The 24,083-nt window shown below is 71.1% G+C and carries 24 protein-coding genes; 8 read left to right on the top strand and 16 right to left on the bottom strand.

Translation table 11 applies throughout. The annotated features are described in order from the left end of the window. A complete protein-coding gene (locus OU416_RS29025) occupies positions 1 to 2,601 on the bottom strand; it encodes a DEAD/DEAH box helicase (RefSeq protein WP_270930260.1) in 2,601 nt (866 codons plus the stop codon). A gap of 277 nt (positions 2,602 to 2,878) precedes the next feature. On the opposite strand from OU416_RS29025, the gene OU416_RS29020 reads away from it, so the two are divergent. The 3 genes from OU416_RS29020 (at position 2,879) to OU416_RS29010 (ending at position 5,485) form a co-directional block, all read left to right on the top strand. Continuing rightward, a complete protein-coding gene (locus OU416_RS29020; RefSeq protein ID WP_270930209.1) occupies positions 2,879 to 4,015 on the top strand; it encodes a glycosyltransferase in 1,137 nt (378 codons plus the stop codon). 79 nt (positions 4,016 to 4,094) lie between these two features. After that, positions 4,095 to 4,928: a metalloregulator ArsR/SmtB family transcription factor gene (locus OU416_RS29015; RefSeq protein WP_270930208.1), complete on the top strand. Its 834-nt coding sequence runs from the start codon at positions 4,095 to 4,097 to the stop codon at positions 4,926 to 4,928. Beyond that, on the top strand, positions 4,916 to 5,485 hold the full coding sequence (locus OU416_RS29010) for a dihydrofolate reductase family protein (RefSeq protein WP_270930207.1): 570 nt from the start codon (positions 4,916 to 4,918) through the stop codon (positions 5,483 to 5,485). Before OU416_RS29015 ends, OU416_RS29010 begins: the two co-directional genes overlap by 13 nt. Before the next feature lie 73 nt (positions 5,486 to 5,558). Here OU416_RS29010 and OU416_RS29005 read toward each other — a convergent pair whose 3' ends face one another. After that, positions 5,559 to 6,053: a carboxymuconolactone decarboxylase family protein gene (locus OU416_RS29005; protein WP_270930206.1), complete on the bottom strand. Its 495-nt coding sequence runs from the start codon at positions 6,051 to 6,053 to the stop codon at positions 5,559 to 5,561. Positions 6,054 to 6,227: 174 nt separating this feature from the next. On the opposite strand from OU416_RS29005, the gene sigJ reads away from it, so the two are divergent. Beyond that, the gene (gene sigJ / locus OU416_RS29000; RefSeq protein WP_270930205.1) at positions 6,228 to 7,106 is read left to right on the top strand and encodes an RNA polymerase sigma factor SigJ; all 879 of its coding nucleotides are present in this window, start codon (positions 6,228 to 6,230) and stop codon (positions 7,104 to 7,106) included. Between the two features lie 13 nt (positions 7,107 to 7,119). On the opposite strand, the gene phoU is transcribed toward sigJ, so the two are convergent. From phoU to OU416_RS28985, 3 genes are all read right to left on the bottom strand, one after another. After that, the gene (gene phoU, locus OU416_RS28995) at positions 7,120 to 7,770 is read right to left on the bottom strand and encodes a phosphate signaling complex protein PhoU (protein ID WP_270930204.1); all 651 of its coding nucleotides are present in this window, start codon (positions 7,768 to 7,770) and stop codon (positions 7,120 to 7,122) included. A 496-nt stretch (positions 7,771 to 8,266) separates the two neighbouring features. After that, positions 8,267 to 8,521 (bottom strand): hypothetical protein, encoded by a 255-nt coding sequence (locus tag OU416_RS28990; protein WP_270930203.1) that lies wholly within the window; start codon positions 8,519 to 8,521, stop codon positions 8,267 to 8,269. Between the two features lie 102 nt (positions 8,522 to 8,623). Beyond that, positions 8,624 to 8,833 carry a zinc finger protein gene (locus OU416_RS28985; RefSeq protein WP_270930202.1) on the bottom strand — a complete coding sequence of 70 codons (210 nt, stop codon included), beginning with the start codon at positions 8,831 to 8,833 and terminating at the stop codon, positions 8,624 to 8,626. 169 nt (positions 8,834 to 9,002) lie between these two features. Between OU416_RS28985 and OU416_RS28980 the strand changes: the two genes are divergently transcribed. The 4 genes from OU416_RS28980 to OU416_RS28960 all read left to right on the top strand — a co-directional run bounded on the left by OU416_RS28980 (position 9,003) and on the right by OU416_RS28960 (position 11,595). Then, a complete protein-coding gene (locus OU416_RS28980; protein ID WP_270930201.1) occupies positions 9,003 to 9,860 on the top strand; it encodes a helix-turn-helix domain-containing protein in 858 nt (285 codons plus the stop codon). An 18-nt stretch (positions 9,861 to 9,878) separates the two neighbouring features. After that, a complete protein-coding gene (locus OU416_RS28975; protein WP_270930200.1) occupies positions 9,879 to 10,091 on the top strand; it encodes a DUF397 domain-containing protein in 213 nt (70 codons plus the stop codon). 63 nt (positions 10,092 to 10,154) lie between these two features. After that, positions 10,155 to 10,529, top strand: a complete 375-nt coding sequence (locus OU416_RS40230; protein ID WP_333779663.1) for a DUF397 domain-containing protein — start codon at positions 10,155 to 10,157, stop codon at positions 10,527 to 10,529. Between the two features lie 139 nt (positions 10,530 to 10,668). After that, positions 10,669 to 11,595, top strand: a complete 927-nt coding sequence (locus OU416_RS28960; RefSeq protein ID WP_270930258.1) for an SDR family oxidoreductase — start codon at positions 10,669 to 10,671, stop codon at positions 11,593 to 11,595. A gap of 29 nt (positions 11,596 to 11,624) precedes the next feature. Here OU416_RS28960 and OU416_RS28955 read toward each other — a convergent pair whose 3' ends face one another. The 11 genes from OU416_RS28955 to OU416_RS28905 form a co-directional block, all read right to left on the bottom strand. After that, the gene (locus OU416_RS28955; RefSeq protein WP_270930199.1) at positions 11,625 to 12,398 is read right to left on the bottom strand and encodes an SDR family oxidoreductase; all 774 of its coding nucleotides are present in this window, start codon (positions 12,396 to 12,398) and stop codon (positions 11,625 to 11,627) included. Further along, entirely contained in the window at positions 12,398 to 13,792 is a 1,395-nt protein-coding gene (locus tag OU416_RS28950; protein WP_270930198.1) for an SDR family oxidoreductase, read from the bottom strand. The genes OU416_RS28955 and OU416_RS28950 overlap by 1 nt, the downstream gene beginning before the upstream one ends. Continuing rightward, complete coding sequence (locus tag OU416_RS28945; RefSeq protein WP_270930197.1) at positions 13,789 to 15,015, bottom strand: beta-ketoacyl synthase N-terminal-like domain-containing protein; 1,227 nt, start codon at positions 15,013 to 15,015, stop codon at positions 13,789 to 13,791. The genes OU416_RS28950 and OU416_RS28945 overlap by 4 nt, the downstream gene beginning before the upstream one ends. Beyond that, positions 15,015 to 16,331: a beta-ketoacyl-[acyl-carrier-protein] synthase family protein gene (locus OU416_RS28940; protein WP_270930196.1), complete on the bottom strand. Its 1,317-nt coding sequence runs from the start codon at positions 16,329 to 16,331 to the stop codon at positions 15,015 to 15,017. The genes OU416_RS28945 and OU416_RS28940 overlap by 1 nt, the downstream gene beginning before the upstream one ends. A gap of 38 nt (positions 16,332 to 16,369) precedes the next feature. Further along, positions 16,370 to 17,200 (bottom strand): SDR family NAD(P)-dependent oxidoreductase, encoded by an 831-nt coding sequence (locus OU416_RS28935; RefSeq protein WP_270930195.1) that lies wholly within the window; start codon positions 17,198 to 17,200, stop codon positions 16,370 to 16,372. 28 nt (positions 17,201 to 17,228) lie between these two features. Further along, entirely contained in the window at positions 17,229 to 18,191 is a 963-nt protein-coding gene (locus OU416_RS28930) for a ketoacyl-ACP synthase III (protein ID WP_270930194.1), read from the bottom strand. A 15-nt stretch (positions 18,192 to 18,206) separates the two neighbouring features. Beyond that, positions 18,207 to 19,007: an enoyl-CoA hydratase/isomerase family protein gene (locus OU416_RS28925; RefSeq protein WP_270930193.1), complete on the bottom strand. Its 801-nt coding sequence runs from the start codon at positions 19,005 to 19,007 to the stop codon at positions 18,207 to 18,209. Between the two features lie 105 nt (positions 19,008 to 19,112). Next, complete coding sequence (locus OU416_RS28920) at positions 19,113 to 19,904, bottom strand: SDR family oxidoreductase (RefSeq protein WP_270930192.1); 792 nt, start codon at positions 19,902 to 19,904, stop codon at positions 19,113 to 19,115. Further along, entirely contained in the window at positions 19,897 to 20,892 is a 996-nt protein-coding gene (locus tag OU416_RS28915; RefSeq protein WP_270930191.1) for a 3-oxoacyl-ACP synthase III family protein, read from the bottom strand. The genes OU416_RS28920 and OU416_RS28915 overlap by 8 nt, the downstream gene beginning before the upstream one ends. A gap of 15 nt (positions 20,893 to 20,907) precedes the next feature. Next, entirely contained in the window at positions 20,908 to 22,542 is a 1,635-nt protein-coding gene (locus OU416_RS28910; RefSeq protein ID WP_270930190.1) for a CoA-transferase, read from the bottom strand. Further along, positions 22,539 to 23,822 (bottom strand): beta-ketoacyl-[acyl-carrier-protein] synthase family protein, encoded by a 1,284-nt coding sequence (locus OU416_RS28905; protein WP_270930189.1) that lies wholly within the window; start codon positions 23,820 to 23,822, stop codon positions 22,539 to 22,541. The genes OU416_RS28910 and OU416_RS28905 overlap by 4 nt, the downstream gene beginning before the upstream one ends. Positions 23,823 to 24,083: the final 261 nt, after the last annotated feature.

Genomic DNA, 24,083 nt, shown 5'->3' with positions numbered 1-24,083 from the left:
TCAGGCGCTCCTCAGTTCCACCAGGCTTTGCAGTTCGGCGTCGGAGAGCTCGCTCAGCGCCGCCGCACCGCCGCCGGTGATCGCGTCGGCCAGTTCCTGCTTGTGCGCCAGCAGTTCCGCGATCCGCTCCTCGACCGTGCCCTGCGCGATCAACCGGTGCACCTGCACGGGTTTGCGCTGACCGATCCGGTGCGCCCGGTCGGTGGCCTGCTCCTCGACGGCGGGGTTCCACCAGCGGTCGTAGTGGATCACGTGGTCGGCCCGGGTCAGGTTCAGCCCGGTGCCCGCCGCCTTGAGGGAGAGCAGGAACACCGGCACCTCACCGGCCTGGAACCGGCGCACCATCTCGTCGCGCTGCGCCACCGGAGTGCCGCCGTGCAGCAGCTGGGCCGGTATCCCGCGGTCGGCCAGGTGCTTCTCCAGCAGCCGGGCCATCTGCACGTACTGCGTGAAGACGAGCGCCGCACCGTCTTCGGCGACGATGGTGCCGAGCAGTTCGTCCAGGGCCTGCAACTTCACCGAGCGCGAAGCCGCGGCCGTGTCCTCCTTGCGGTAGTGCGCCGGGTGGTTGCACACCTGCTTGAGCCCCACCAGCAGCTTGAGCACCAGGCCGCGCCGCGCGATCTCCGTGCTGCTGCGGCGGATCTCGCCCAGCACGCCCTCGACCACCTGCTGGTACAGCTCGGCCTGCTCGGCGGTGAGCGGCACCGGGTGGTCGGTCTCGGTCTTGGGCGGCAGTTCCGGCGCGATGCCCGGATCGCTCTTGCGGCGCCGCAGCAGGAACGGCCGCACCAGCCGGGACAACCGCTGCGCGGTCGGGGCGTCGCGGTCCTCCTCCACCGCCCGCCCCCAGTCGGCGCGGAACTCGCGCATCCGGCCGAGCAACCCGGGAGTCGTCCAGTCCAGGATCGCCCACAGCTCGCTCAGGTCGTTCTCCACCGGCGTGCCGGTCAGCGCCACCCGGACGTCGGCCGGGATCTCGCGGAGCGCTTTCGCCGTGCCGCTCAAGCGGTTCTTGACGTGCTGGGCCTCGTCGGCGACGACCATTCCCCAGCGGTGCGCGGCCAGCGTCGCCGCGTCGCCGCGCATCGTGCCGTAGGTGGTGAGCACGAAACCGCTGTCGGCCAACGAGCGCTGCGCGCCGTGGAAGCGGCGAACCGGCGTGCCCGGCGCGAACTTCGCGATCTCGCGCTCCCAGTTGCCCAGCAAGGACGCCGGGCACACCACCAGCGTCGGCCCCGCCGCCCGCCGCAGGTGCAGCGAGATCAGCATGATCGTCTTGCCCAACCCCATGTCGTCGGCCAGGCAGCCGCCGAAGCCCAGCGAGGTCATCCGCTCCAGCCAGCGAAGTCCGCGCTGCTGGTAGTCGCGCAGCGTCGCGGCCAGCTCCGGCGGTTGCCCCAGCGGTTCCGGCCCGGCGTCGGGATCGGCGATGCGGTCGGACAGCTCTGCGAGCCAGCCCGCCCCGACGGCCTCGACGCGGACGTCCTCGACCACCGCGCTGCCGACCAGCACAGCGCCCAGCCCCGGATACGCCGGGACCGGCGGCAACGCGCGTTCCCGGGCCTTGCGCGCGAACTCGGGCGCGACCAGCGCCCACTGATCGCGCAGCCGGACGACCGGCCGCGACTTGGCCACCCGATCCATCTCGTCATCGGTCAGCGGTTCGCCGCCGAGGGTCAGCTCCCACGACATCGGCAACGGCCCGGAATCCCGCAGGAAGGCCGCGACGTCGTCCGGCCGCTCACCGGGCGCGGCCACCGAGACGCGGGCGTTGAGCTCGCGGGAGACCTCCGGCGGCCACTCGACGTCGACGCCGAGCGCCGCCAGCCGGTCTTCGCCGCCGCCGAGCAGGTCCACCACGTCCTCGTCGACCAGCTCCAGCTCGACCGGTTCGGCTTCGGCCAGCAGGCCCTCCAACGGCGACCACGCACCAGCGGCCCGCCGCAGCGCGCGCATCGCCTCGAACGTCGCGCGATCACCGAAGCCGGGCGACTCCCCCGCCCACAACGCCTCGGCGTCGACCACCCGCGTCGGGTCGGCGAGATCGCGCAACCGGACCACCGCCGTGAACGGCACCGTCGCGGGATCCCCGCGCAGTTCCAGCCGCAGGCTGACGCGCAGCCCCGCATCGACACCCGCAGCGACCTGCTGCGCCCACTCCCGGAACTCCTCGGCCGGCACGATCTCCTGCGTCGCGTAGGGCTCCGAGGCGCCCGGCACGCGCGGCAGCGTGTCGGCCACGGCGTCGAAGAACTCGCGCAGCAACGCCTCGGCATCGGGCAGAACCAGCTGATCAGCCGCCGGATCCAGCGGAATCGACCGCGCTCCGGGCGGAGCGGCAGCGGCCAGCGCCCGCAACCGTTCGACGTCGGCGACGTCGAACGGCCCCATCCGCCACGCATCGGCACCGCTCGGATGAACCCCGGGCAGCACCCGCCCGCGCGCCACCATGTGCAGCGCGAGCCTCGCGGCCGCGCCCCAGAACGCCGCCGACGGATGCGCGTGCTGCGAAACCAGCAGCGGCAACGCCTCGGACAGCGGAATCCGGCGGCCCGGCACTCGTCGTGCGACGACCTCGCCGCCGTCGAGCATCGTCATGACGGCCGCATCGGCCCCGTCCGGATCGTGGCGGAAGAACGTCCCCGCACGCGGCACCTCGCCGGGCTCGAACACCATCGCGCACTGCCCCACCTGCACCTCCGCATCGCTCGCCGTACACTGTACCGTAAGTTGCACCGACCAGCCTCACGGCATCGCTGATCAGCCAGAACACCCCTGCCCGATTTCCGATCCGGTCTGCACGAAAGCTTCGGGCGCCGATCGCCCGGCACGTGATGGGATGCAATCCCCACCGCCGCGAGACCCGGAGCAAGTAGTGCGCATCCTGTTCAGCTCGGTGCCCGCGTACGGGCACCTGCTGCCGCTGGCCCCGCTCATGCACGCCGCGCTCGACGCGGGGCACGCGGTCGCCCTGACGACGAGCTCCGGCATGGCAGACGCGGTCGCGGCGGAGCTGCACCCGGATGTGGAGTTCCTGCCGGCCGGCCCGATGCCCGCCGAGTTCTCCGCGCAAGCGGCCCAGCGCACCGGCGCGGACGTCTTCCAGCCGACCCCGCAGGTCATCGGCGAGATCTTCGGCGGCGCCCGCCTGGACCTGGGCGTCCAGGAGGCGATGATCCAGGCCCACCGGTGGCGCCCCGACATCGTCCTCGCCGACGCCTTCGACGCCATCGCCCCCACCATCGCGGTAGCGCTCGACATCCGCTGGTACCAGGTCGGCGTCGGCCCGGCCCTGCCCGAGGCCATCACCGGCGAGATCGAGGACTGCGCCGCCGTGCGGCAGATCGCCGCCGGGCTCACCCCGCCGCCCCCGGCCGGCTACATCGACCCGTGCCCGCCGATGCTCCAGGACCCGGACTGGGTCCCAGCGGCCCCGGTGCACACCCTCCGGCCCCAACCGCACCGCCGCCCGCACGACACCGCCGCCCGCCCGGACCGGCAGCTCCAGGACCGGCCGACGGTCCTGATCACCCTGGGCACGATCTTCTCGGAAGCCGCACTGCTGCACTCGATCGTCGAGGCCGTGCGCAGCCACGACGTCACCATCGTGGCGACCATCGGCTCCGCGCTCCGCCTCCCCGGCGAGGACGACCCCGCGGACGACGCGGTCCGCCCGGAAGGCGTGGAATACCTGCCGTTCGTGCCGATGGACGACCTGCTCGACGGGGTCGACGTGGTGATCGGAGCAGGCGGCGCGGGCACGATCCTCGCCGCCTTGAGCCGCGGAATCCCCATGCTCCTCTGGCCGCAGGGCGCCGACCAGCCGCTCAACGCCGCCCGCGCCGCGGCCGCCGGAGTCGCGATCACCGTCGAATCGACGGCGGAGATCGAAGCCGCGCTCCCCCGACTCCTGCGCGAACCGGCCTTCCGCGCCGCCGCAGACGCCGCGGCCACCGAGATCGCCCAACGCCCCTCACCGCACAACGTCATCACGACCATCACAGCAACCTGAGCCGACCGAAGGGCGGGCAGCGGATTCACCACGAGATATTCCTTGACGCGAACATTCGTCTCGGGGAATACTTCTGGTCATGGACGCACCCATCCTCACCGCGCTGGCCGATCCGGCCCGTTGGCGGCTCGTGAGCCTGCTGGCCGAGCGGCCGCGCTCGGTCGGCGTCCTGGCCCAGCTCGCCGAGGCCCGTCAGCCGCAGACGACCAAGCACCTCCAGACCCTTGAACGCGCCGGTGTCGTCACCTCCCAGCGCACCGGCCAGCGCCGCGTCTACGCGCTGCGGCCGGGCCCGCTGCGGGTTCTGGCGATCGAGCTCAACCGGATCGCCGATACCGCCGACCGCGCCGGTGCGACCTACGACCACTACGGATCCAGCCTCGACCAGGAGCGGCGCGCCGCCGCGGGGCCAGGTTGGGCCGACGGGCGCTCGTTCAGCTTCCACCGGTCGCTGACCGGGAATCCCGATCTGGTCTGGCGGCACCTGACCGATCCGGCGCTGCTCGCGCAGTGGTGGACGCCCGACGACCTGCGCGTCTCCGAGCTCGTCTTCGAGGCGCGGCCGGGCGGGCGGATCGTCCACGAGTACCGCGACGTCGAGGACACCGACAGCGCGGACCAGGTCGCCGGGCGCGCGGAGGGCGTCGTCGAAGCCGTCCGCCCCGGTGAGCACCTCACCTACCGGCAGTCCCCGCTGCTGCCCGACGGCAGCGTCGCCTTCACCGCGCACGTCGACCTGGGAATCCGGGCCACCGACAGCGGAACCGCGCTGGACGTCAGCTGGCGGATCACCGACAGCACCGTCGAATCCGCCGACTTCATCGCGGGGATCGAGCTCGGCTTCGGCCAGAGCCTCGACAAGCTCGCAGCCACCCTCTCGCACGACACCAGGAGCACCACGTGGGACGACTGATCATCAACGTCGGCACGACCGTCAACGGCGCCTTCGAAGCTCCGGCCCCCGAACCGCACGGCGGCTGGCTGGTCACCGACCCGGACAGCATGCAGGCCGGGCTGGAGATGTGGCAGGCGGCCGATGCCATGGTGCTCGGCCGCAAGACCTACGAAGGCCTGTCCGCGGCCTGGCCCCAGCTCGCGAACGTCCCCGGCTTCGAGGCCTACGCGGCCCGGATGAACGGCATGCCCAAGTACGTCGCGTCCCGCTCGCTGACCGCACCGCTGGACTGGAACGCCACCCTCGTCGAAGGCGACCTGGCCGAGAACATCCGCCGCCTCAAGGAAGAGCACCACGGCAACCTGATCGTCCCCTGCGCGGGCGAGCTGACCCGGGCCCTCATCGAACTCGACCTGGTCGACGAGTTCTGGTTCAACGTCAGCCCCTACCTGTGGGGAACCGGGCCCCGGATCTTCGACGAACTCGGCCCGATCCGCCTCCAGCTCACCAGCACCACGACGTTCCCCTCCGGCGTGGTCCGTCTCTGCTACCGCCCGGCCCCGGCCGCCGAGTAGTCACGAGACGGAAGCCGCACCGGCGTGCGGCTTCCGTCTCGCTGTTCCGGGCTCACCGCAGTGGGTCGTCGGCTCAGCTGCTGTAGTTCTTCCCCGGGGGCATGCCGGGGATCGGCTTGGCGATGAGCGCGACGGGGATGAAGAAGCAGATCTGCGAGAGCGCCATGATGAGCGTCCAGAGCCCCTTGTCGTCGTAGTGATCGGCTGCCCTGGCGAACAGCTCGTCGGAGACTCGCTCCGCGAGGTGGTTCGCGGTGAAGACCGCATCCGCGAGCTCCAGCGCGACCCGTTCGGCGGCGGTGAAGTACGGGGCGTCCTGCCAGGTCGCGACGGCGGTGATGCGTTCCTCCGATTCCCCAGCCTTGCGCAGGAGATCGGCCTGCCGGACGGTGTGGTAGGTGCTGCCGACGATCTGCCCGGCACGCAGCTGCACCATCGCGACGGTGGTCTGCGGGATGGAACCGTTCCGGCTCGCCTTGACCATGGCTCCGGCGATCCCGCCCAGTTCGGGGAAGAACTGCGTGGGTTCCGGCAGCCGCGACTCGATCTCGTTCTCCGTCGTGGTCATGTAGTCCGCCTCTCCGCGATTTTCGGTGGTGGTCGCGCCCGGGATCGATCTCGGGCGCTTGCGAGAAGTCCGACGACGCAGCCCGGCAGGGTGTGAGGCGGGGCGCCGAAGTCACAGTTCGAGGCGGTGATTCGTCGAGTTCGGTGAGAGCAGGCGCGACCGAGGGAGACCGCTGTGAACACCGATCCGGGATTGCGCACGATCGTCCGGGAACGCCACCAGCTGATCAACATCGCCTACCGGCTCCTCGGTTCGCTGACCGAAGCCGAGGACGTCGTGCAGGAGGCCTGCGCCCGCTGGTACGCCCTGCCCGCGCAGCAGCGGGAAGCCATCGAATCCCCCGGTGCCTGGCTGACGACCGTCACCGGCCGCATCTGCCTGGACGTGCTCGGTTCGGCACGGGCCCGGCGGGAGCGCTACGTGGGCGAATGGGTTCCCGAGCCGCTGCCCGACCGGTCGGAGCTCGACGACCCGGCCGACCGGATCACCCTCGACGAGTCGGTCAGCATGGCGTTCCTGATCGTGCTGGAGTCGATGACCCCGGCCGAGCGCGTCGCCTTCGTCCTGCACGACGTGTTCGGCTACCGCTTCGCCGAGGTGGCCGAGATCGTCGGCCGCACGCCCGCGGCATGCCGACAGCTGGCCTCCTCAGCTCGCCGGCGCGTCCGCACGTCTCCGGCGTCGACGGCACCGACGGCCCCGCACGCCGACGTCGTCAGCTCCTTCAAGCGGGCTTGGCAGGCCAAGGACATCAACGCGCTGATCGGTCTCCTCGACCCGGCCGCCACGGCGATCGGCGACGGCGGCGGACTGGTCCCGGCGGCGCCGCGCCCGATCGAAGGCGGTGAGCGGATCGCGCGCTACCTGGTCGAACTGGCCGCCCGAGCGCCGGAGCAGACGTTCGCGGAGCGCGCGGTCAACGGCCGCCCAGGCCTGGTGACCCGGTACGACGGCGCCATCGTGATGGTGGCGGCGTTCGACATCGAAGGCGGCCTGATCAAGCGCATCTGGGCGGTCCGCAACCCGGAGAAGCTCCGCCGCTGGCAAGCGTGACCTGGTGCGGTGATCAAGCGTGTTGTGGCAGTTCGCCGGTGACGACGTAGGCCATCCGGCGTGCGACGGAGACCGCGTGGTCGGCGAAGCGCTCGTAGTAGCGGCTGAGCAGCGTCACATCCACGGCCGTCGCCACCCCGTAATCCCACTCGGCGTCGCTGAGCACCGGAAACAGCGATCGGTGGAGCCGGTCCACCTCGTCGTCGCGGGCGATCATCGCTTGCACGTCGTCGAGGTCCCGGTTGCGCACCAGCTCGCCTGCCGCCGCGGCCAGTCGCACGGCGATGCCGCCCATGTCGCGGAAACGCCCGCGCAGCAGCACGGGCAGGACCGGCTCCGGATACCTGCGCCGAACGGCCGTCGCGATGTGCTGGGCGAGATCGCCCATGCGCTCGACGCTCTCCGCCGCGTACAGGGCGGCGACCAGCACTCGCAGGTCCGTCGCCACCGGCGCTTGCCGGGCCAGCAGCTGCTGCACGTCCTCCTCGATCCGCCGCCGGGTGTCGTCGATGACCCATTCGTGCGCCAGCACCCAGTCGGCCCTCGCCGGATCGGTGCCGCAGAGCGCAGCCGTGGCGTTCTGCATGGCACTGCCGACCGAGTCGCACATCCCGGCGAGCCGGTGCACGAGGGCGTCCAACTCGTGGTGGTACTCGTTGCGCATTCCGCTGCCTGCTCTCAAGAAGAAGGTGTGGCTCCAGCGGCTGCAGACCGCTGGAGCCACACAGCGCCCGCGTCCTGACGCGCAGGGCGCTCCCGTGGTGGACTGCGTGCTGTGCGAATCGCGGTTCGTGGCGCGAAAAACGCGGCTGCCCGCGCGGAAGAAGTTGACTGATCAGCGAATCAGCACAGATCGTGGTCGTCGGTCAGCACGAGATGATGCCGCTGGGCGCGGTGACATCTGCAGGACACGAGATGCTTCACGCCAACGGCCATAACGCCATGTCAGCACGAACTGGACATGCGCGACAAGAATCGCCCGGTCACCTTTGCGCTTTCCTTGCACGAAGCGGGTTCAGCAGGCGAATGTGATCGGCCGAACCAGAGCTGGGCCGGTGGCCGCGCGGGTGGGAGGGGGCAACGCGCCCGGCCACCGGGGTGGGCTGGTGCGGTGGTCGGGGAGGCAGCCGCACCAGCCCGGCTCGGGGGCGGATCAGTGGTCAAGTGCGCAGGTGGTGGCGCCCCGTGGGCTCGTCATCCGGGTCGTGCTCCGGGAACCGCGGAGTCCTCGGTATCTCCCGCTCTCGCTCGGCTTCGACCTGAGCGATGAGCTCCCAGACGTTGTAGGCGCCTTCTCCCGCTCCCGCGTGCTGCGCACGGGAGAGCAGCGGCAGCTGCACCGTGGTGGAGCTGACGATCAGAGCCGCGATCAGAACGTTGATCAGGACGAGCGCGCTGAGGTGAAGCCAGAACATGGCGGAACCTTCCGTGTCGGGTTGGCGATTTCGCGCGAAATCGGCATCGGCCAGGCGTGCGGGGCGACGACTTCGCGCGAAATCGCCACCCGCCCCGCGCCATCAGGACGGGTCGGCGAGGATGCGCCAGCACTCCGTGCAGGACTTCTCCCGGACCCAGTCCACCTCGGTGCGGTCGTGCAGCTCAGCCGCGTCGGCCTCGGCACCGCAGTAGGCGGTGACGGCCTCCCCGGACGGAGCTTTCCGCGCCGCGATGGGAAATGCGTGACGCCCACCGGTGACCGGACGCCAGATGTAGGTCAGGTACTCCACGAGCTTCCTCCACACCGAGGTCGGGAATCTGAAAGAAACGTCTCGTGGAATTTCCACGTACGCAATCTCCGTTACTCGAAAGGTCCACGACTACACGCGAAAGAGCGACTACCTGGGAGTTCCCGAGACTGCCAAGATCCAAGTGGTGAACTGGGCGAAGGAGGACGTGGTGGAAGAGCGGATCAGCCCGACGGTGCGACTGCGCCGGCTCACCCGCGGAATCCGGCGTTGGCGCGCGGAAGCCGGGCTCCGCCAGGAAGACGTCGCCGCCGCGCTGGACTGGTCGAAGCCGAAGCTCAGCAGGTTCGAGAACGCCGAGAAGTCAGCCGGACCGGCGGAAGTTCTCGCACTCGCGGCGGTCTACGGCGTGCCCGACGCGGAACGCGATCAGTACGTCGCACTCGCGCTGCAAGCCAGGCAGAAGGGCTGGTGGCTGCGCTACGGCCAAGATGCTCTGGCATCGCACTTCGAGGAGTACATCGGGCTGGAATCCGAAGCCGCCGAGGTGCGCGAGTTCTCCGGCGAGCTGATTCCCGGGCTGTTGCAGACCGAGCGCTACGCCACCGAACTCATGCAGGCGTGGATACCAAGGGCCGACGAGGTCGTCATGAAGGAACGGACCGAACTCCGTGCCCAGCGGCAGGCACGGCTGCACGAGGCGAACCCGCTCACCGTGGGAACTGTCATTCACGAGCCAGCGCTACGACAGCTCGTGGGCGGCCCCGAGATCATGCGCGAACAGCTCAAGCACCTCGTGACCAGCGCCAAGCTGCCCAACGTGACAGTTCAGATCCTGCCGTTCAGCGCGGGAGCTATCCCCGCGCTCGGTTCACCCTTCATCCTGCTGTCCTTCCCCAACCAGGATGATCCGGACGTGGCGTTCGTGGAGCACCTCACGGGAAGCGTCTACATGGAGGATCCGGTCGAAGTTGAGACATATACCCTGAACTTCGGCGCCCTGCGGTCCATGGCGCTGAGCCAGAAGGAATCGATCACCTTCCTGAACCGGCTCGCTCGGGAGTTGTAAGCACGACAAGGAGCGCGCATGTTAACCCCGGACTTCACCCAGGCCCACTGGCGCAAGAGCAGCCGAAGCAACGGCGGTGGAGGCGCATGCGTCATGGTGGCGCGCGTTCCTGGGGCCGCCGGGGTGAAGGACAGCAAGCTCGGCTCCACCAGCCCAGTCCTCCCGTTCACCGCCGAAGCTTGGTCGGCCTTCCTCTGCGATGTGAAGTCCGGGAAGCACGACCTGCGCTGACGGCCAATTCGACGGCCCCGCACCAGCGCATCTCGGCAACTGGTCGACCCGGAGAGGCAGACGATGGACGGCATCACACGCTGGCGCAAGTCCAGCCGCAGCAATGGCCATGGCGGGATGTGCGTCGAAGTCGGCGGTGGCCTTGCCATCGTCGGGGTGCGGGACACCAAAGATCGCGGCGGCGGCATTTTGGCGTTCGATCAGCACTCCTGGGCGGTCTTTCTCAGAGCCGTCAAGGACCAGCGGTTCGACATGACCTGGAAGAAGTCCAGTTACAGCGGGCAGACCGGGAGTTGCGTCGAAGTCGGTGGAAGCTCCGGGATCGTCCGGGTTCGGGATACGAAAGATCGCGCGGGGAGCACTCTGACGTTCGGTCAGCACTCCTGGGTGGCTTTTCTGAGGGCCGTCAAGAACCAGCGGTTCGCCCGAGCGCTATAGGCGTGCCGCCACCGCTCGGTGGGAAGTGATCCAGGTAACCCGACACGAGGTGTCGGGTTTCGGGTCGAGGATGGTGTCACCGGTCGGCGCGACGATGGCGCGGGCCGGTGGGCACAGGTACTACGACCCGAGGGGATCGATGGCCGACACATCAACACCGGATCTGCGGGGCAGGATCGCGCTGGTCGCGGGGGCCACCAGGGGTGCCGGGCGGGGCATCGCCGTTCAGCTCGGCGCGGCGGGCGCGACGGTCTACGTCACCGGTCGCACGACGCGGCAACGGCGCTCGGACTACGACCGCGCGGAGACGATCGAGGAGACCGCGGAGCTCGTGACCGCCGCGGGCGGAACCGGCATCGCGGTGCCGACCGACCACCTGGTGCCCGAGCAGGTCCGGGCGCTTGCCGAGCGCATCGACGCCGAGCAGGGACGGCTCGACGTGCTGGTCAACGACGTGTGGGGCGGCGAGAAGCTGTTCGCGTTCGACACGCCGGTCTGGGAGCACGACCTCGACGACGGGCTGCGGCTGCTCCGGCTGGGCGTGGACACGCACGCCATCACCAGCCACTTCCTGCTGCCCCTGCTGGTGCGGCGGCCGGGCGGGCTCGTGGTCGAGATGACCGACGGAACCTCGGCGTACAACGGAACGCACTACCGCAACTCGTACTTCTACGACCTGGTCAAGAACAGCGTGCTGCGCATGGCCTTCTCGCTCGCGCACGAGCTGGAGCCGCACGGCGGCACCGCGGTGGCGCTCACCCCAGGCTGGTTGCGCTCGGAGATGATGCTCGACGGGTTCGGCGTCGCGGAGGACAACTGGCGCGACGCGCTGGCCGAGGTGCCGCACTTCTGCATCTCGGAAAGCCCGGCCTACGTCGGGCGCGCGGTCGCGGCGCTGGCCGGTGACCCCGATGTCGCGCGCCGGAACGGTCAGTCGTTCTCCAGCGGGCAGCTCGCGCAGGAGTACGGCTTCACCGACGTGGACGGCTCGCGACCGGACTGCTGGCGCTACCTGGTCGAGGTCGAAGGCGCAGGCAAGCCCGCAGACCCGACCGGGTACCGGTGAAGGACGGGTGAGTCGCCGCTCGCAGCGGTCTAGCGGTGGCGGGTGCTGACGTAGCGATCGATGGACGCTCGCGCATCGGCTCGGCTGCTTCTCGGGTTGATCGTGAGCAGGGGACCGATGCTGACGTGCGGCGGTCTGGTGGCCGCCCACAGGACCGCTTCCGCGACATCCTCCGGAGCGAGGAGTTCGTCCCTGGTCACGCCGAGCTTTCCCAGGTCCGGGGACAGTTCCGTCTCGACCCATCCCGGGAGGATCCCGACGCAGTGGATGCCGTGATCGCGGTTCTCCAGGGCCAGGATCTCGGTGAGCTTGCCGAGGCCCTGCTTGGCCGCTCCGTAGCCCGCGGTGGTGGCGATCGTCTCGGTCGCCACCACCGATCCGATGTTGACGATCAGCCCGTGCCCGGCCGCGCGCATGGACGGCAGCAGCAGGCGGCTCAGCAGGAAGGGCACCGTCAGGTTGAGCCGGAGCATGAGGTCCCAGTGCCGGGGCTGGAGCTCGGCGACCTCCCCCAGTCGCACTGTTCCGGCGTTGTTCACCAGGATCTCCGGGATCAGCCCGCGTTCCGCGGTCTCGGTGACGACGTACTCGGGCCCTCCTTCGGCGACGAGGTCGGCGGCGAGCACCGTCGCCGTCCCACCCCGAGACCGCACCTGCTCCGCGACTCGGCCCAAGGCATCCGCGCGCCGTGCGACCAGCACGACGTGCGCACCTGCCGCGGCGAGCGCCCGCGCCGTGGCGGCTCCGATGCCTGACGAGGCCCCGGTGACCAGGGCGGTCCTGCTCGCGAACGGCTGATCCATCACTGCTCCCCCAGCGGCGGCAGGCCACCGAGGGTGAATCCGCCGTCGACGTGCACGAGGCTGCCGGTCACGTGCGACGCCGCGTCGCTGGCCAGGAACGCCACGAACGATGCGACGTCCGGCGGTGTTCCCACCGAGCCGAGCGGGATGCGCGCGGTCCACGCGTCGCGGAACGCCGGTGCCACCCACTCCGACATCGGGGTGTCGACGATCCCCGGTGCCACGCAGTTTGCCCGGATGCCGTCGCGGCCCGCGGACACCGCCAAGCACCTCGTGTACTGGACCATCGCGGCCTTGCTCGCGCCGTAGCTCTCCATGCGCTGGACCGGGACCACCTCGGCGCCCACCGAGCACACGCCGACGATCGATCCTCTCGTGCCCGACTCGCGCCACCGGTCCACCAGGGCGTCGCAGATCTCGGCGTAGGCGCGGAAGTTCACCTCCATCGAACGGGCCCGGGTCTCGGCCGCGCCGTCGAGGCCGAACACGCCCGCGGCGTAGACGAGCAGGTCGATTCCGTCCACCGAATCCAGGATCGCCTCGGTGTCGCGCACATCGGCCACCACCGGGCGGCCACCGATCCGCTCCGCCACCGCGCGCAGCTCCGGTTCGCGGCGAGCCACCAGCACCACATCGGCGCCGCGACGGGCCAGCTCCGCCGCCGACTCCGCACCGATGCCGCTGCTCGCCCCGATCACCAAGGCGGTCCGGCCCGCGAGGCTGAACCGGTCGGCCAGCGCTGCCTCGGGTTCTCGCGGCGGTGTCCACGGCTTGGGCTCGCGCAGCGGAGGGATGAGGTTCAGCGTCAGGCCCCCGTCGAGCGGCAACGTCTCTCCCACGGTGTACGCGCAGCCCGTCGAGATCAGCTGCACGAGCGCGCACGCCAGGTCGCCGGGGCGGGCCACCCGGCGCAGCGGGAGGTGCTGGAGGACCGAACCGGTGCGGACCGGCTCCAGCTCGTGGGAGAGGAAGGGCGCGAGTCCCACCCGGATCTGGTTCGCCACCACACCTCGGGACGCCGATCTCGCGGCGAGGTGCCGCCACCAGGCGAGATCCGCCGCGCGGTCGGCTGCCTCGGACGGGTCGGCGCCGGTGTGCACGCCTCCGCCGGCATCGGTGACGAGCACCATTCGCCCGGTGCCGCGTTCGGCCATCCGATCGGCGATCGCCGCCAGCCGTTGCCTGGGCAGGCCGCCCCGGGAACGGCTGCCCAGCACGGACGACCCCGTCAGCACGGCGACGCAGATGTCGGGGGCGGTGCCGCGGGCCTCCTCCTCGACCTCGACGCCCACCGCGATGAGGGTTCCGAGCACGGTCGCGCACCCGGGTGAATCGCCCAGCACCACGGCGGTGGAACCGCGCGGGGCCAGCGCCCCGCTGAACTCGGTGGTCATGAACCGCCCTCCCCGTGCTCGATCAGGAGCGAGGTGGCGTCGCCGCCCGCTCCCGTGCTGATCACCAGTGCGTGCCTGCCGTCGACCGGGGCCGGGCTGGTCAGCGGTGTCGCGTCGAGCCGGTGGTACGGCTGCCTGCACCCGACCACCGGCGCCACCGAACCGTGCTCGAACATCAGCAGCGCGGCGACGAACTTGATCAGCCCCGCGCACCCGGAGATGTGGCCGAAGGCCGCTTCCTGGTTCGTCAGCAGCAACGGCCCGGCGTAGCCCGACCGCGCCCGGAGCAGGTCCACGGTCTCGCAGAACAGGTCCTCGATGTTGCGCGTGCCCTCGGCGAAGCCGCTGACGAACGCCAGCTGGTCGAGCCCGATGCCCGCTGCCTCCAGCAGTGCGGTGACGTCCGCGACGACGTTGTCCGGCTTCCCCGCGTCGACCGGGTTCCGGCCGTTGCGGCGCGAGGTCCGGAACCGCAGGCGCACCGGTCCGGAGCGTTCCAGCACGACCGCGATCGCGCCTTCACCGGGAGCGTTGCCGTCCTGCTGCTCGTCGTGCGGGCGGACGGCCCCGGGATCCGGCGACAGCGTCGACGCGCGGAACCCGCCCGCGCCCTCGTGCACCGTGCTGGCCAGGTAGACGGGATCCAGCGCGACGTCGGCGCCCACCACCACGGCGCGATCGACGTCACCGCTGCGCAGCATCAGGTGCGCCACTTCGAGCGCGCGCAGCGAGCAGTTGCAGCCGCCGGTGACGCTCAGCGTCGGCACCTCGATGCCGAGCACCGAGCACAGTCCACTCGCGACGCTGCCGGGCGTGCCGGTCAGCCAGTAGTCCATCCCCAGCTCGTCGGCACCGCCGCGGGCGAGGGCGTCGAAGTACCGCTCGGCCTCCTGGTTGGCGAACTGCATCGAGGCCACCACGAGCACGGTCCGGTCGCCGCTGACGTCGAGCCCGGTCAGCCCCGCTTCCCGCAGGGCCTGCTGGACCGCGCCCACCGCCATGGTCGTGACCCGGGCCATCCGGCGCGCGACCCGGGGCGGCACGTCGAGCTCGTCAGCGGGATTCCAGCCCGGCACCCGCCCGGCGATCCGCAACGGCACGTCGGGGTGGTGGAACGCCGACAGGCACGTCCGCCCCGATCCGACCACCCGCCAGAAGTCCGCCGCGGTGCGGACCGGGCCGCCGATGCCCGGCAGCACCATGCCGGTACCGGAAACGCGCATCAGCATCCCTCCGGGGAGCCGACCAGCAGCGCGCTCGACACGCCGCCCAGCTGGTAGTTGAAGCTCAGCGCGAGGTCGAAGTCCAGCGGCCGCGGGCCACCGGCGGCCACGATCTCGAACGGGGCGTCGGTCACCGGCTTCTCGCAGTTGGCCGTCGGCGCGGCGACGCCGTTGCGCATCATCAGCATCGTCGCCGCCGCGCCGATGTTGCCCAGCGGAGCCGCGTTGTGCCCGAAGCACGCTTCCTGCGAGCTCACCACGACGTTCTCGGTGTGCGCGCCGAAGACCGCGCGCACGCCGTTGTACTCGATGCGGTGGAAGAGCGGATCGCCCTCGGCGCCGCCGTTGACGTAGCCGATGTCGGACGGGGCGATCGCGGCTCGGGAACCGTTTCCCCGCAAGCACTTCTCCGCCGCGCGGGCCAGCGGCTCGCCGCTGTCGTCCACGGTCAGCGCGCTCTGCGCCTTGCCCCTCGTGGTCGCCTGGCCGAGCACGCGGCCGTAGGGCTCGGCACCTCGGCGGCGGCTGTGCTCACGGCTCTCCAGGATCAACGTCGCGGAGCCGTCGCCGATGTTGAACCCGCAGGCGCGTTCGTCGTACGGCCGCATCGGGCCGTCCCAGCGGATCCTCGCCGCAGGCGTGGTGCTCGTCGGCTGCGCACCCGATGCCGCCTTCAGCTCCTCGAAGTGCTGGAGCCGGTCGGTGTCGAAGGTGTCGACACCGGTGACCGCTGCGACCTCGACCTCACCACCGGCGATCAGGTTGGCGGCCACGCCGATCAGCACCGCCGACGAAGCGCACCCGCACGAGACCGTGTAGCTCGGCCCGCCGTTGGCCAGCAGGGACGCCTGGACGTTCGCCACGTCGGTCGCGGTCGCCGACACCGCGAGGCGGGTGAACAGCGCGCGGGCGTCGCGCAGCCCGATCGACCGCGGATCCGCCTGCATGCACGCGAGGTAGGTGTCCACCGAGTTGTCCACGCTCGCCCGCGCGGTGAGCACCGCGGCGTCCTGCAGTTCCCCGCCGCGCCAGTCGAAACCCGCGTCCTGGCACGCCTCCACCAGCGACAGCAGGCCGTACCGGTGCACGTCTGCGTAGTTGCGCAGGTAGCGCTGCGGGATGCCCGGCACCGCCGCGCCGAACTCCTCGTCGGAGAGGTTCACCCGCCCGCGGAAGAAGCCGTCGTTGTCCAGGTGCGATCGCCCAGTGGACACCGTCTCCCACAGCTCGCCGGGCGTGCGGCAGACCGCTCCGCCGGGCCCCGGCAGGCAGAACCCCATGCCGGTGACCAGCACGTCCCTTCCGGTTGACGCCAAGCTGACCAAGGCAACTCCTCACAGTGCTCTCGCGCGGTTCACAGGGCGCCGCCGTCGATGCCGACCGCCTGCCCGGTGATGCCGGCGGACAGCTCGGACAGCAGGTAGGTCGACAGCCGGGCGACCTCGTCGGGATCGAGCAGCCGGCCCAGCGCGGTGTTGCGGGCCGCGCGGCGGACGTAGCGCTCCCACGTCAGGTCCGGCGGCCCGTGGTGTCGGGCCAGGCTCGCGATGAAGTCCCGCCCGTAGCGGGATTCGTCGGTCAGCCCGGGACTGTCGGTCAGCCCGGGGCAGACGGCGTTGACCCGGATTCCGTACGGCCCCAGCTCGCACGCCAGCGCCCGGGCCAGCCCGTGGAGGCCGGACTTGGCCGCGCAGTAGGCGGTGTTGGCGGGCAGACCGCGGTTGCCCGCCACCGAGGACATCAGCACGATGCCGCCGCTGCGCCGCTCGATCATGCCGGGAACCACCAGGCGGCAGATGCGGAACGCGCCGGTGAGGTTGACGTCGATCGTCCGCTGCCAGTCGGCTTCGGTCTGCTCGCACAGGAAGACCTGGTGCTCACCGCTCCCGGCGTTGCTGACCAGCAGGTCCACCGGGCCGAGCTCGGCGGCGCAGGTCTCCACCGCTCGTTCCAGCGTCTCGTGGTCCTGGACGTCGGCGGGCAGCACCAGCGCGCGGCCGCCCGCCCCGCTGATGGCCTCCGCCACCTCTGCCAGGGCGGCTTCGCCGCGGCCGAGCAGGCCGACGGCCGCTCCGTGCCGGGCCAGCCGCTGCGCCAGGACCGCGCCGATCCCGCTGCCCGCACCGGTCACCAGCGCGGTCCGGCCGCCGAAGAGGTCCACGGTGTCGAATTGCGTCGAAGTCACGCTCAGCCTCCGGTGATCGCCGTACCGTTCAGAGCCGGAAGAGCAGGCCGCCCTCGAAGAACCCGGCTCCGATGGCCGGGGTCAGGAACAGGTCTCCGCGGCGCACCCGCCCGCTCTGCCACAGCTCGGAGAGCGCGATCGGGATGGAGGCGCTGGAGGTGTTCCCGCGGGAATCCATGGTGACGACGAACTGCTCCGGCGAGATGCCCAGCTTCTCGCGCACCGCCCGGTGGACGGGGTCGGTGCCCGGGTGCGGCAGGACCCAGTCGACGTCGGCCATCAGGATCGAGTTGCGGGTCAGCAGCCGCTCCACCACCCGGACCGTGCCCGTCACGGCGCGATCGACCAGGGTCGGCTCGCTGGTGACCCAGCCCTCCGGACGACGCGCGTAGATCGTGCTCGCCGAACCGCCGTCGCTGGTCAGCACCGAGTCGATGAGCCCGGTGGCGCCGGGCGCACCGCGTTCGAGGACGACCGCACCGGCCGCGTCGCCGACCACGAGCTCACCCTTGCTGCCCGGCCGGACCCGGCGGGAGAACTGCTCGGAGCACGTCACGACCGCGGTCCGGAGATCCAAAGTGGACATCAGCGCGGCCGCGGTCTGAACGCCGTGCACGAAACCCGTGCAGGCGCCGCAGAGATCGAAGCCGAGCGCCTTCGCGCTGAGCTGCGCGGCCACCGCGGGCCCCAGCTCGGGCACCCACTGGCGGTCCGTCCAGTTGGTGACCACGACCAGTTCGACGTCACCGCTGTCCCGGGCGGCCTCCCGCAACGCGTGCTCGGCGGCGCGAACGGCCATCAGCTCGACGGTCTCGTCGGCTCCGGCGACACCGCGCGTGCGCACGTCGACCTGCCCCACCACGGCCTGGTCGATCGCGTTGAACCGCTCCCCGCCGGATCGCTGCGGCACGTTGTGCACCAGATCCACCGGGAAGTAGTGGCCGATCCCGGTGATCCGGATCCCGGACCCCGCCCAACACCCCTGCTGCACGCTTCCTCCCATGGCTCACCGGCCCGTGAACTTCGCGTCTCGCCGCTCCAGGAACGCTCGCGGCCCCTCCGATGCGTCTTCGACCTCGTTGCAGCACCTGTCGTGGTACTCGTCCTGCAGCCGGAGGCCGTGCGCCACCGGCGCCGCCCACGCTCGTTCCCGGAGTTCCTTGAACAGCCCCAGGCTCTTGGTCGCGCTCCGCGCCGTGGTCCTGGCCAGCTCGTCGAGCTCCCGGTGGAACTCCGCGTCGTCCACGACCCGGTCGAACAGGCCGATCCGCTCCGCTTCCGCAGAACCGACCAGTCGGCCGGTCATGAAGATCTCGGTGGCCCTGGCCAGGCCGACCACGCGCGGCAGCAGCACCGCGTTGCCGACGTGCCCGAGGTTCGCCACGCAACTGCCGATGCACGCGCTGCGCGCGGCGATCCGGTAGTCGGCGGCGCAGGCGATCTCCGCGCCGGCCCCGATCGCGGCGCCGTTGATGCCCGCGATCACCGGTTTGGGCGCCCGGATCACCGCCTCGCAGATCCGGAGGTAGTGCGCATCGCCGCTCTCCCGGAACGACGCCGCGTTCTCCCGCTCGCCGCGGAGGATCTCCTGCAGGCGGGCGATGTCGTCACCGGCGCAGAAGGCCGGGCCCGCGCCGGTGATCACGATCGCCCGCACCTCGGTGTCCCGGGCCGCGCGGAGAACGCTCTCCAGCAAGCGCTCTCCCAGCTCGCGGTCGAGCCCGTTGCGCTTCTCCGGCCGGTTCAGCACGATTCGCGCCACGCCGTCGGCGACGCTCGCCCGGAGCGAGTTCTTCCGAGAGTCCATCTCCACTCCCTCAGATCGCTGAAACCGACGTTACGGAGCGGTGATTCGCCGCACATCACCCGCGAAGTACCCGTGTTCCGGTGCGGTGCGTACTCCGCGTACCGGCTAATCGATCTTCGGTGGAAACCCGCCGCCCGCGACTTCCAGCACGGTGCCGGTGAGGTAGTCGTTGCGCACCGCGTACAGCGCGGAATCGGCGATCTCGGCGGGATCGGCGAACCGGCCGAGCGGGATCCGCTGCCGCAGCCGCTCCATGAACCGCGCGTGGTTCGGATGCGCCGCCGCCTTGTCGCGCAGCGCGGTCCCGTCCACCACCCCGGGAGCGATGGCGACCACGCGAATCCCGTGCTCGGCCAGTTCCAGCGCCCAGCTGCGGGTCATCGACACGACCGCGGCCTTGGCCGCCGCGTACGCCGACTGACCCCAGGAACCGCGCCAGGTGCTGCTCGCGATCGGGATGATCACGCCGCCGGTACCGGCCCGGGCCATCGCCAGCGCCGCCCGGCGGCCCACCAGGAAAGTGCCGGTGAGGCACAGGTCGATCGTGTGCCTCCACTCGTCGACGTCGTGCGCCGACCACGTGCCACCTGCCTCGCGAGGAGCGCGCAGCAGCGGCCGGGACAGGTTGCGCCCGGCTGCCGACACGCAAACGCCCAGCTCACCGTCCGCGCACACCTGCTCGAAAAGCAGGTCGACGCTGTCCGCGCAGGTCACGTCGACGTGGTAGGTGCGCACCCGCAGCCCTCGCGCCGAAGCGCGCGCGGCGAACTCATCCCGTTGCCGCTGCCCGCGGGCGGCGACCGCGGTGGGCCAGCCGGACTCGGCGAGGGCCAGTGCGATCGCAGCGCCGATTCCCCGCGTTCCGCCCACCACCAGCGCTTGCCGGACTTCAGGCATGGGTCGGCTCGCCGTAGGTGAAAGCGAGTGCGCCCCAGCTGAAACCGCGCCCGACGGCCATGGTGAGGACGCGCTGCCCGCGGGCGATGGTGCCGTTGTGGACGTGCTCGGACAGGCAGCCGGGGACGCTGACGCTCGAGGTGTTGCCGCGGCGGTGGATGTTGAGCAGGACGCGCTCGTCCGGCAGGCGGAGTTCATCCCGCAGCCCGGTGATGAGGTTGATGTTGCCCTGGTGCGGGATGATCCAGTCGATGCCGTCCAAACCGCCGTCGAGCTGGCCGAGAACTTCCTCGGTGGCCTGCGCCAGCATCGGGACCGCCGCGTCGCCCACCACCTTGCCCTTCATCACCATCTTGTCCTGGTCGTCGATGTCGAAGGCGTCGAAGTACGACCCGTCCGCGTGCAGCGCCGCGGCGAGCAGCCCGTCCGCTCCGGCGCTGGCCCGCCACACCCCGGCCGCCGCTCCCGCCCCGAACAGAACGCTGTTGCGGTAGGAGAAGTTCAGGATCGGTTCGGGGTTCTCCGCGCAGGCGATGAGCACGGTGCGGTAGCCGCCGGTGGCGATCAGCCCGCGCGCGACCACGCTGGCGTGCAGGAAGCCGGAGCACGCCACGCCCATCACGTCCATGGCCATCGCCCGGCGCGCGCCGATGCGGTCCTGCAGCGGCAGGGCGATGTCCATGTAGTTGTTGCCGGGCGTGGAGGGGTTCGTCCGGGGCCGGGAGGTCGCGCTCGTGCCCAGGACCACGTCCACGTCCTCGACGGCCAAGCCCGCATCCGCCAGCGCCATGCGCGCGGCTCGTTCCGCCATGTCCACGTGGCGCTCGTGCGCGCCGGGCCAGTGCCGCGTCGAAACCCCGGTGTTCCGGCGGATCCAGGCGTCGTCGACGTCCAGCGAGTCGAGTCGTTCGAAGTGGTCGTTGCCGATGGGGTCACCCGGGAAGTGGTGGCCGACCCCGTCCAGCACCATCCCGATCTCGGAAGCCATGCGCTGTCCCTCCGCTCACCGATAGGTCCCGTGCACGTCGATCGCCCGCAGCACGGCCAGCTCCCGCCCGGACGGCGGTTCCTCGACGACCAGGTCGTCGGCGACGACCGGCTTCCAGCCGGTGCGGTCCCGGACGCAGGCCCGCGGATCCGCTCCCGGCTCGGCGGGCAGCCACGAGCTCAGCCGGAAGGCGCCGTCCGCGCCGCGCTCGAAGCCGCCGAACTCGGCCACGACGCAGCTCACGTTCCTCCCGGGGCTCGTCACGAAGTCCACCGAGGGCACGTAGCGATCCGGCGCGGCAGCCGCGACGACGACGCTCCGGACGTGGCTGGCGACGTCGTTGGCCCCGCCCGAGCCGACCAGGAAACCACCGCTGGGAGTGCGACTGGTGTTGATCTGGCCGTCCTGGTCGACCTGGGCCGCCGAGAGCACGCCCAGCGTGCGCGCACCACCGGCGACCAGCTGCCCCAGGACCTCCAGCGTGCCCGCCGCGGCGCGGCACCGGGCGACGTGCCTCTGCGAGAACAGGAACGTGTCGCCCGGATGCGGCAGGAAGCCGATCATCCCGAGCTCGTTGACGACCTCGACCTCGATCTCCTCGGACTTCAGCATCCGGGCGGCCAGCCAGCACGCCACGTGCGAAACGCCGATCCCCGCGAGGAGCGTGCGGTACCCGTTGTCCCGGACTTCTCGCGCGATCCGCCGAGCCGCCAGCACGACGTGCCGTTCCCGCTCGCTCGCCCGCCCGCCCGGGCGAACGGCGGCGCTCGGCGCTGCACGCAGTCCCGAGATCAGCCCGGCGACGCGTCCCGCACCGAGTTCGTCGAGGTATCCCCGCTGGTCGTCGATGTCCTTCACCCACTTCCCGAACCACGACCGCGCGGTCTGCGGTGCGCGGCAGGCCGCCGCGAGCTCCTCCAGGAACGGGTAGTCGTCGACGTATCCGCCGAAACCGATCTCCGGCCAGGCGGCCATCCCTTGCGGGTGGGCGCCCATCGGGCATTCCGCGATGCCCAGCACGCGGTCCGCGGGAACGGAGCACTTCGCGTGCGGCGGCGCGGTGGCGCGGACCTGCTCGACCGTGGCGAGCACACCTCTCCGGGCGGCCATCGCACCCCAGGTGCCCTCGCCGACGGGGCCGCTGAAGTAGAGATTTCCCCGCGCATCGGCGCAGTGCGCGTGAACCAGGGTGACGTCGGGGCGCAGGGCGGGGATGCGCCGAGCGCTGCCATCCCGTTCGGGCGCCGGGTCGAGATCGGATCCCACCAGCGAGGTCGTGATCGCGAAGGGCGCACCGGTGGCTCCCGCGATCAAGCGCTGCAGGAACGACAGCAGGCTCCACTCCTCGACGGCGAACGGGCGCCCCCGGGTGATGTCCCGGTAGAGCCCGTTCGGCCGCGACACCGGCGCGGTGTCCCCGGCGAAGCAGGTGATCGCCCGCTCGACCACCCCGGCCATCACCAACGAGTGCATTCCGGCGTGGAAGGCGTTCGCGCTGACCGTGAAGCGCGCTCTGCCCGCGAAGTTCCGCGCCACGGCGCGCACCAGCGCATTCGGGCGCGACATGGTCGACGCCACGTGGAGGTGCGTCCCGGACCGCAGGTGGCGTTCGCACAGCTCGTCGGCGGACGCGGCGATCGCCGGGCTCATGCGACCGCCTCCATCACCACGGCCGAGCTCTGGCTGCCGATGGCGAACGCCAGCGACAGGACCGAGCGCAGCGCCGCGGCCCGCACGCCTTCGGCCACGTGGTCGCCGCCGCACTCGGGGTCGACGTTCGAGCAGTTCGCCGTCGGCACGATGCGCTGCCGCTGGAGCATCATCGCCAGGGCAGCGCAGTTGAGCACCCCGGCGGCGCCGAGCAGGTGCCCGAAGATCGGCTTGACCGACCCCAGCGGAGGCGCGTCGCCGTCGCCGTACAGCAGGCGCACGGCCCGCACTTCGGCGAGGTCGTTGTACCGCGTCGCGGTGCCGTGGCCGCAGATGTAGTCCAGATCCCGCACCGAGAGCTCCGCCGCGGCGGCCACCTCGTCCACCATCCGCGCGGTTCGAGCACCTGACAGGTCCATCCGCGTCGCGTGGCCGGCTTCGTTCACGGTGTGGACCGCCCGGATCCCGGCGTAGCACCGCGCGTTCCGGGCCGCGGCGTGGGCGGCGTGCTCCAGGACGAGCACCACGGCGCCCTCGCCGAGCGCGAACCCGTCGCGGTCCGCGGAGTACGGCTTCATCGCCCGCGCGGGATCGACCTCCCTGGACAGGACCGCGCTGCCCGGAGCCGAGTAGATCTGGAAGATCTCCGGAACCACCGGCATCTCGTGGCCGATGACGAACACGACGTCGGCGCGGCCGTGCTGGATCTGCTCGGCAGCGGTCCCGATCGCCTGGTGCCCGCCGATGCACGCGTTGCTGTAGGTGGTCACGAACCCCTGCGCGTTCAGCCGGATCGCGCTCAAGGCCGCGGGGCTGCCCGGCAAGGACGCGAAGATCCCGCTGCCGCGCGACAGCACGGGCCAGCGGTCGTCGAGGGCCGTGCCCGAGCGGACCTGCGACCACCACTCGACGGGGCCGCGCGCGCTGGAGGCGATGACCCCGGTCCGCTCCGGGGCGAGCGCGGCCCGCTCCAGCCCGCTGTCGCGCCGCGCGTTCTCCACCGCCGACAGCACGACGAGGATCTCCCGCCCGTAGCGCTTGACGAAGTTGTCCGGCAGGTCGGGCAGGTGTTCGCGGTGGTCGAAGTCGCCGAGCCGGCCCGCAACCCGGATTCCGGTGTGACCCGCAACGGCGTCGGGCACGGTCCCGATCTGCGAAGCACCGCCTGCCAGGTGCTGCCACGCCGGCTCCGGGCCGTCCGCGTTCGGCAGAATCATCCCGAGTCCCGTGACGACGACCTGATCGAATGCGGCCGCAGCCGAGTGCTTAGCGCGATTCATACCGCCTCGCTCTCCGTTGTCCCGCAGTTCCCGTCCCCAGCAAAGCAAGCCGAGTTCGGCACCAGCAGGCCCGCGAGGTACTGGACGTCAAAGCCGAACAGGACAGCCGGTACCGCACTCATCAGAAATGTTTTTAAACGGCAAATTTCACCGAGCGGTACCAGCAGTACTCAATCTGCAGGAGCATCCCAATCCATTGCCATGATCGTTATGATCGGGAATGCCCGGTTCGTTCGTGAACGATCAACGAGGGAGCCATCG

The organism is Saccharopolyspora indica (assembly GCF_027853965.1).
Lineage (GTDB): Bacteria > Actinomycetota > Actinomycetes > Mycobacteriales > Pseudonocardiaceae > Saccharopolyspora > Saccharopolyspora indica.
The sequence above is the reverse complement of the archived record's forward strand: the minus strand, read 5'-3'. Positions and strand labels throughout refer to the sequence as shown.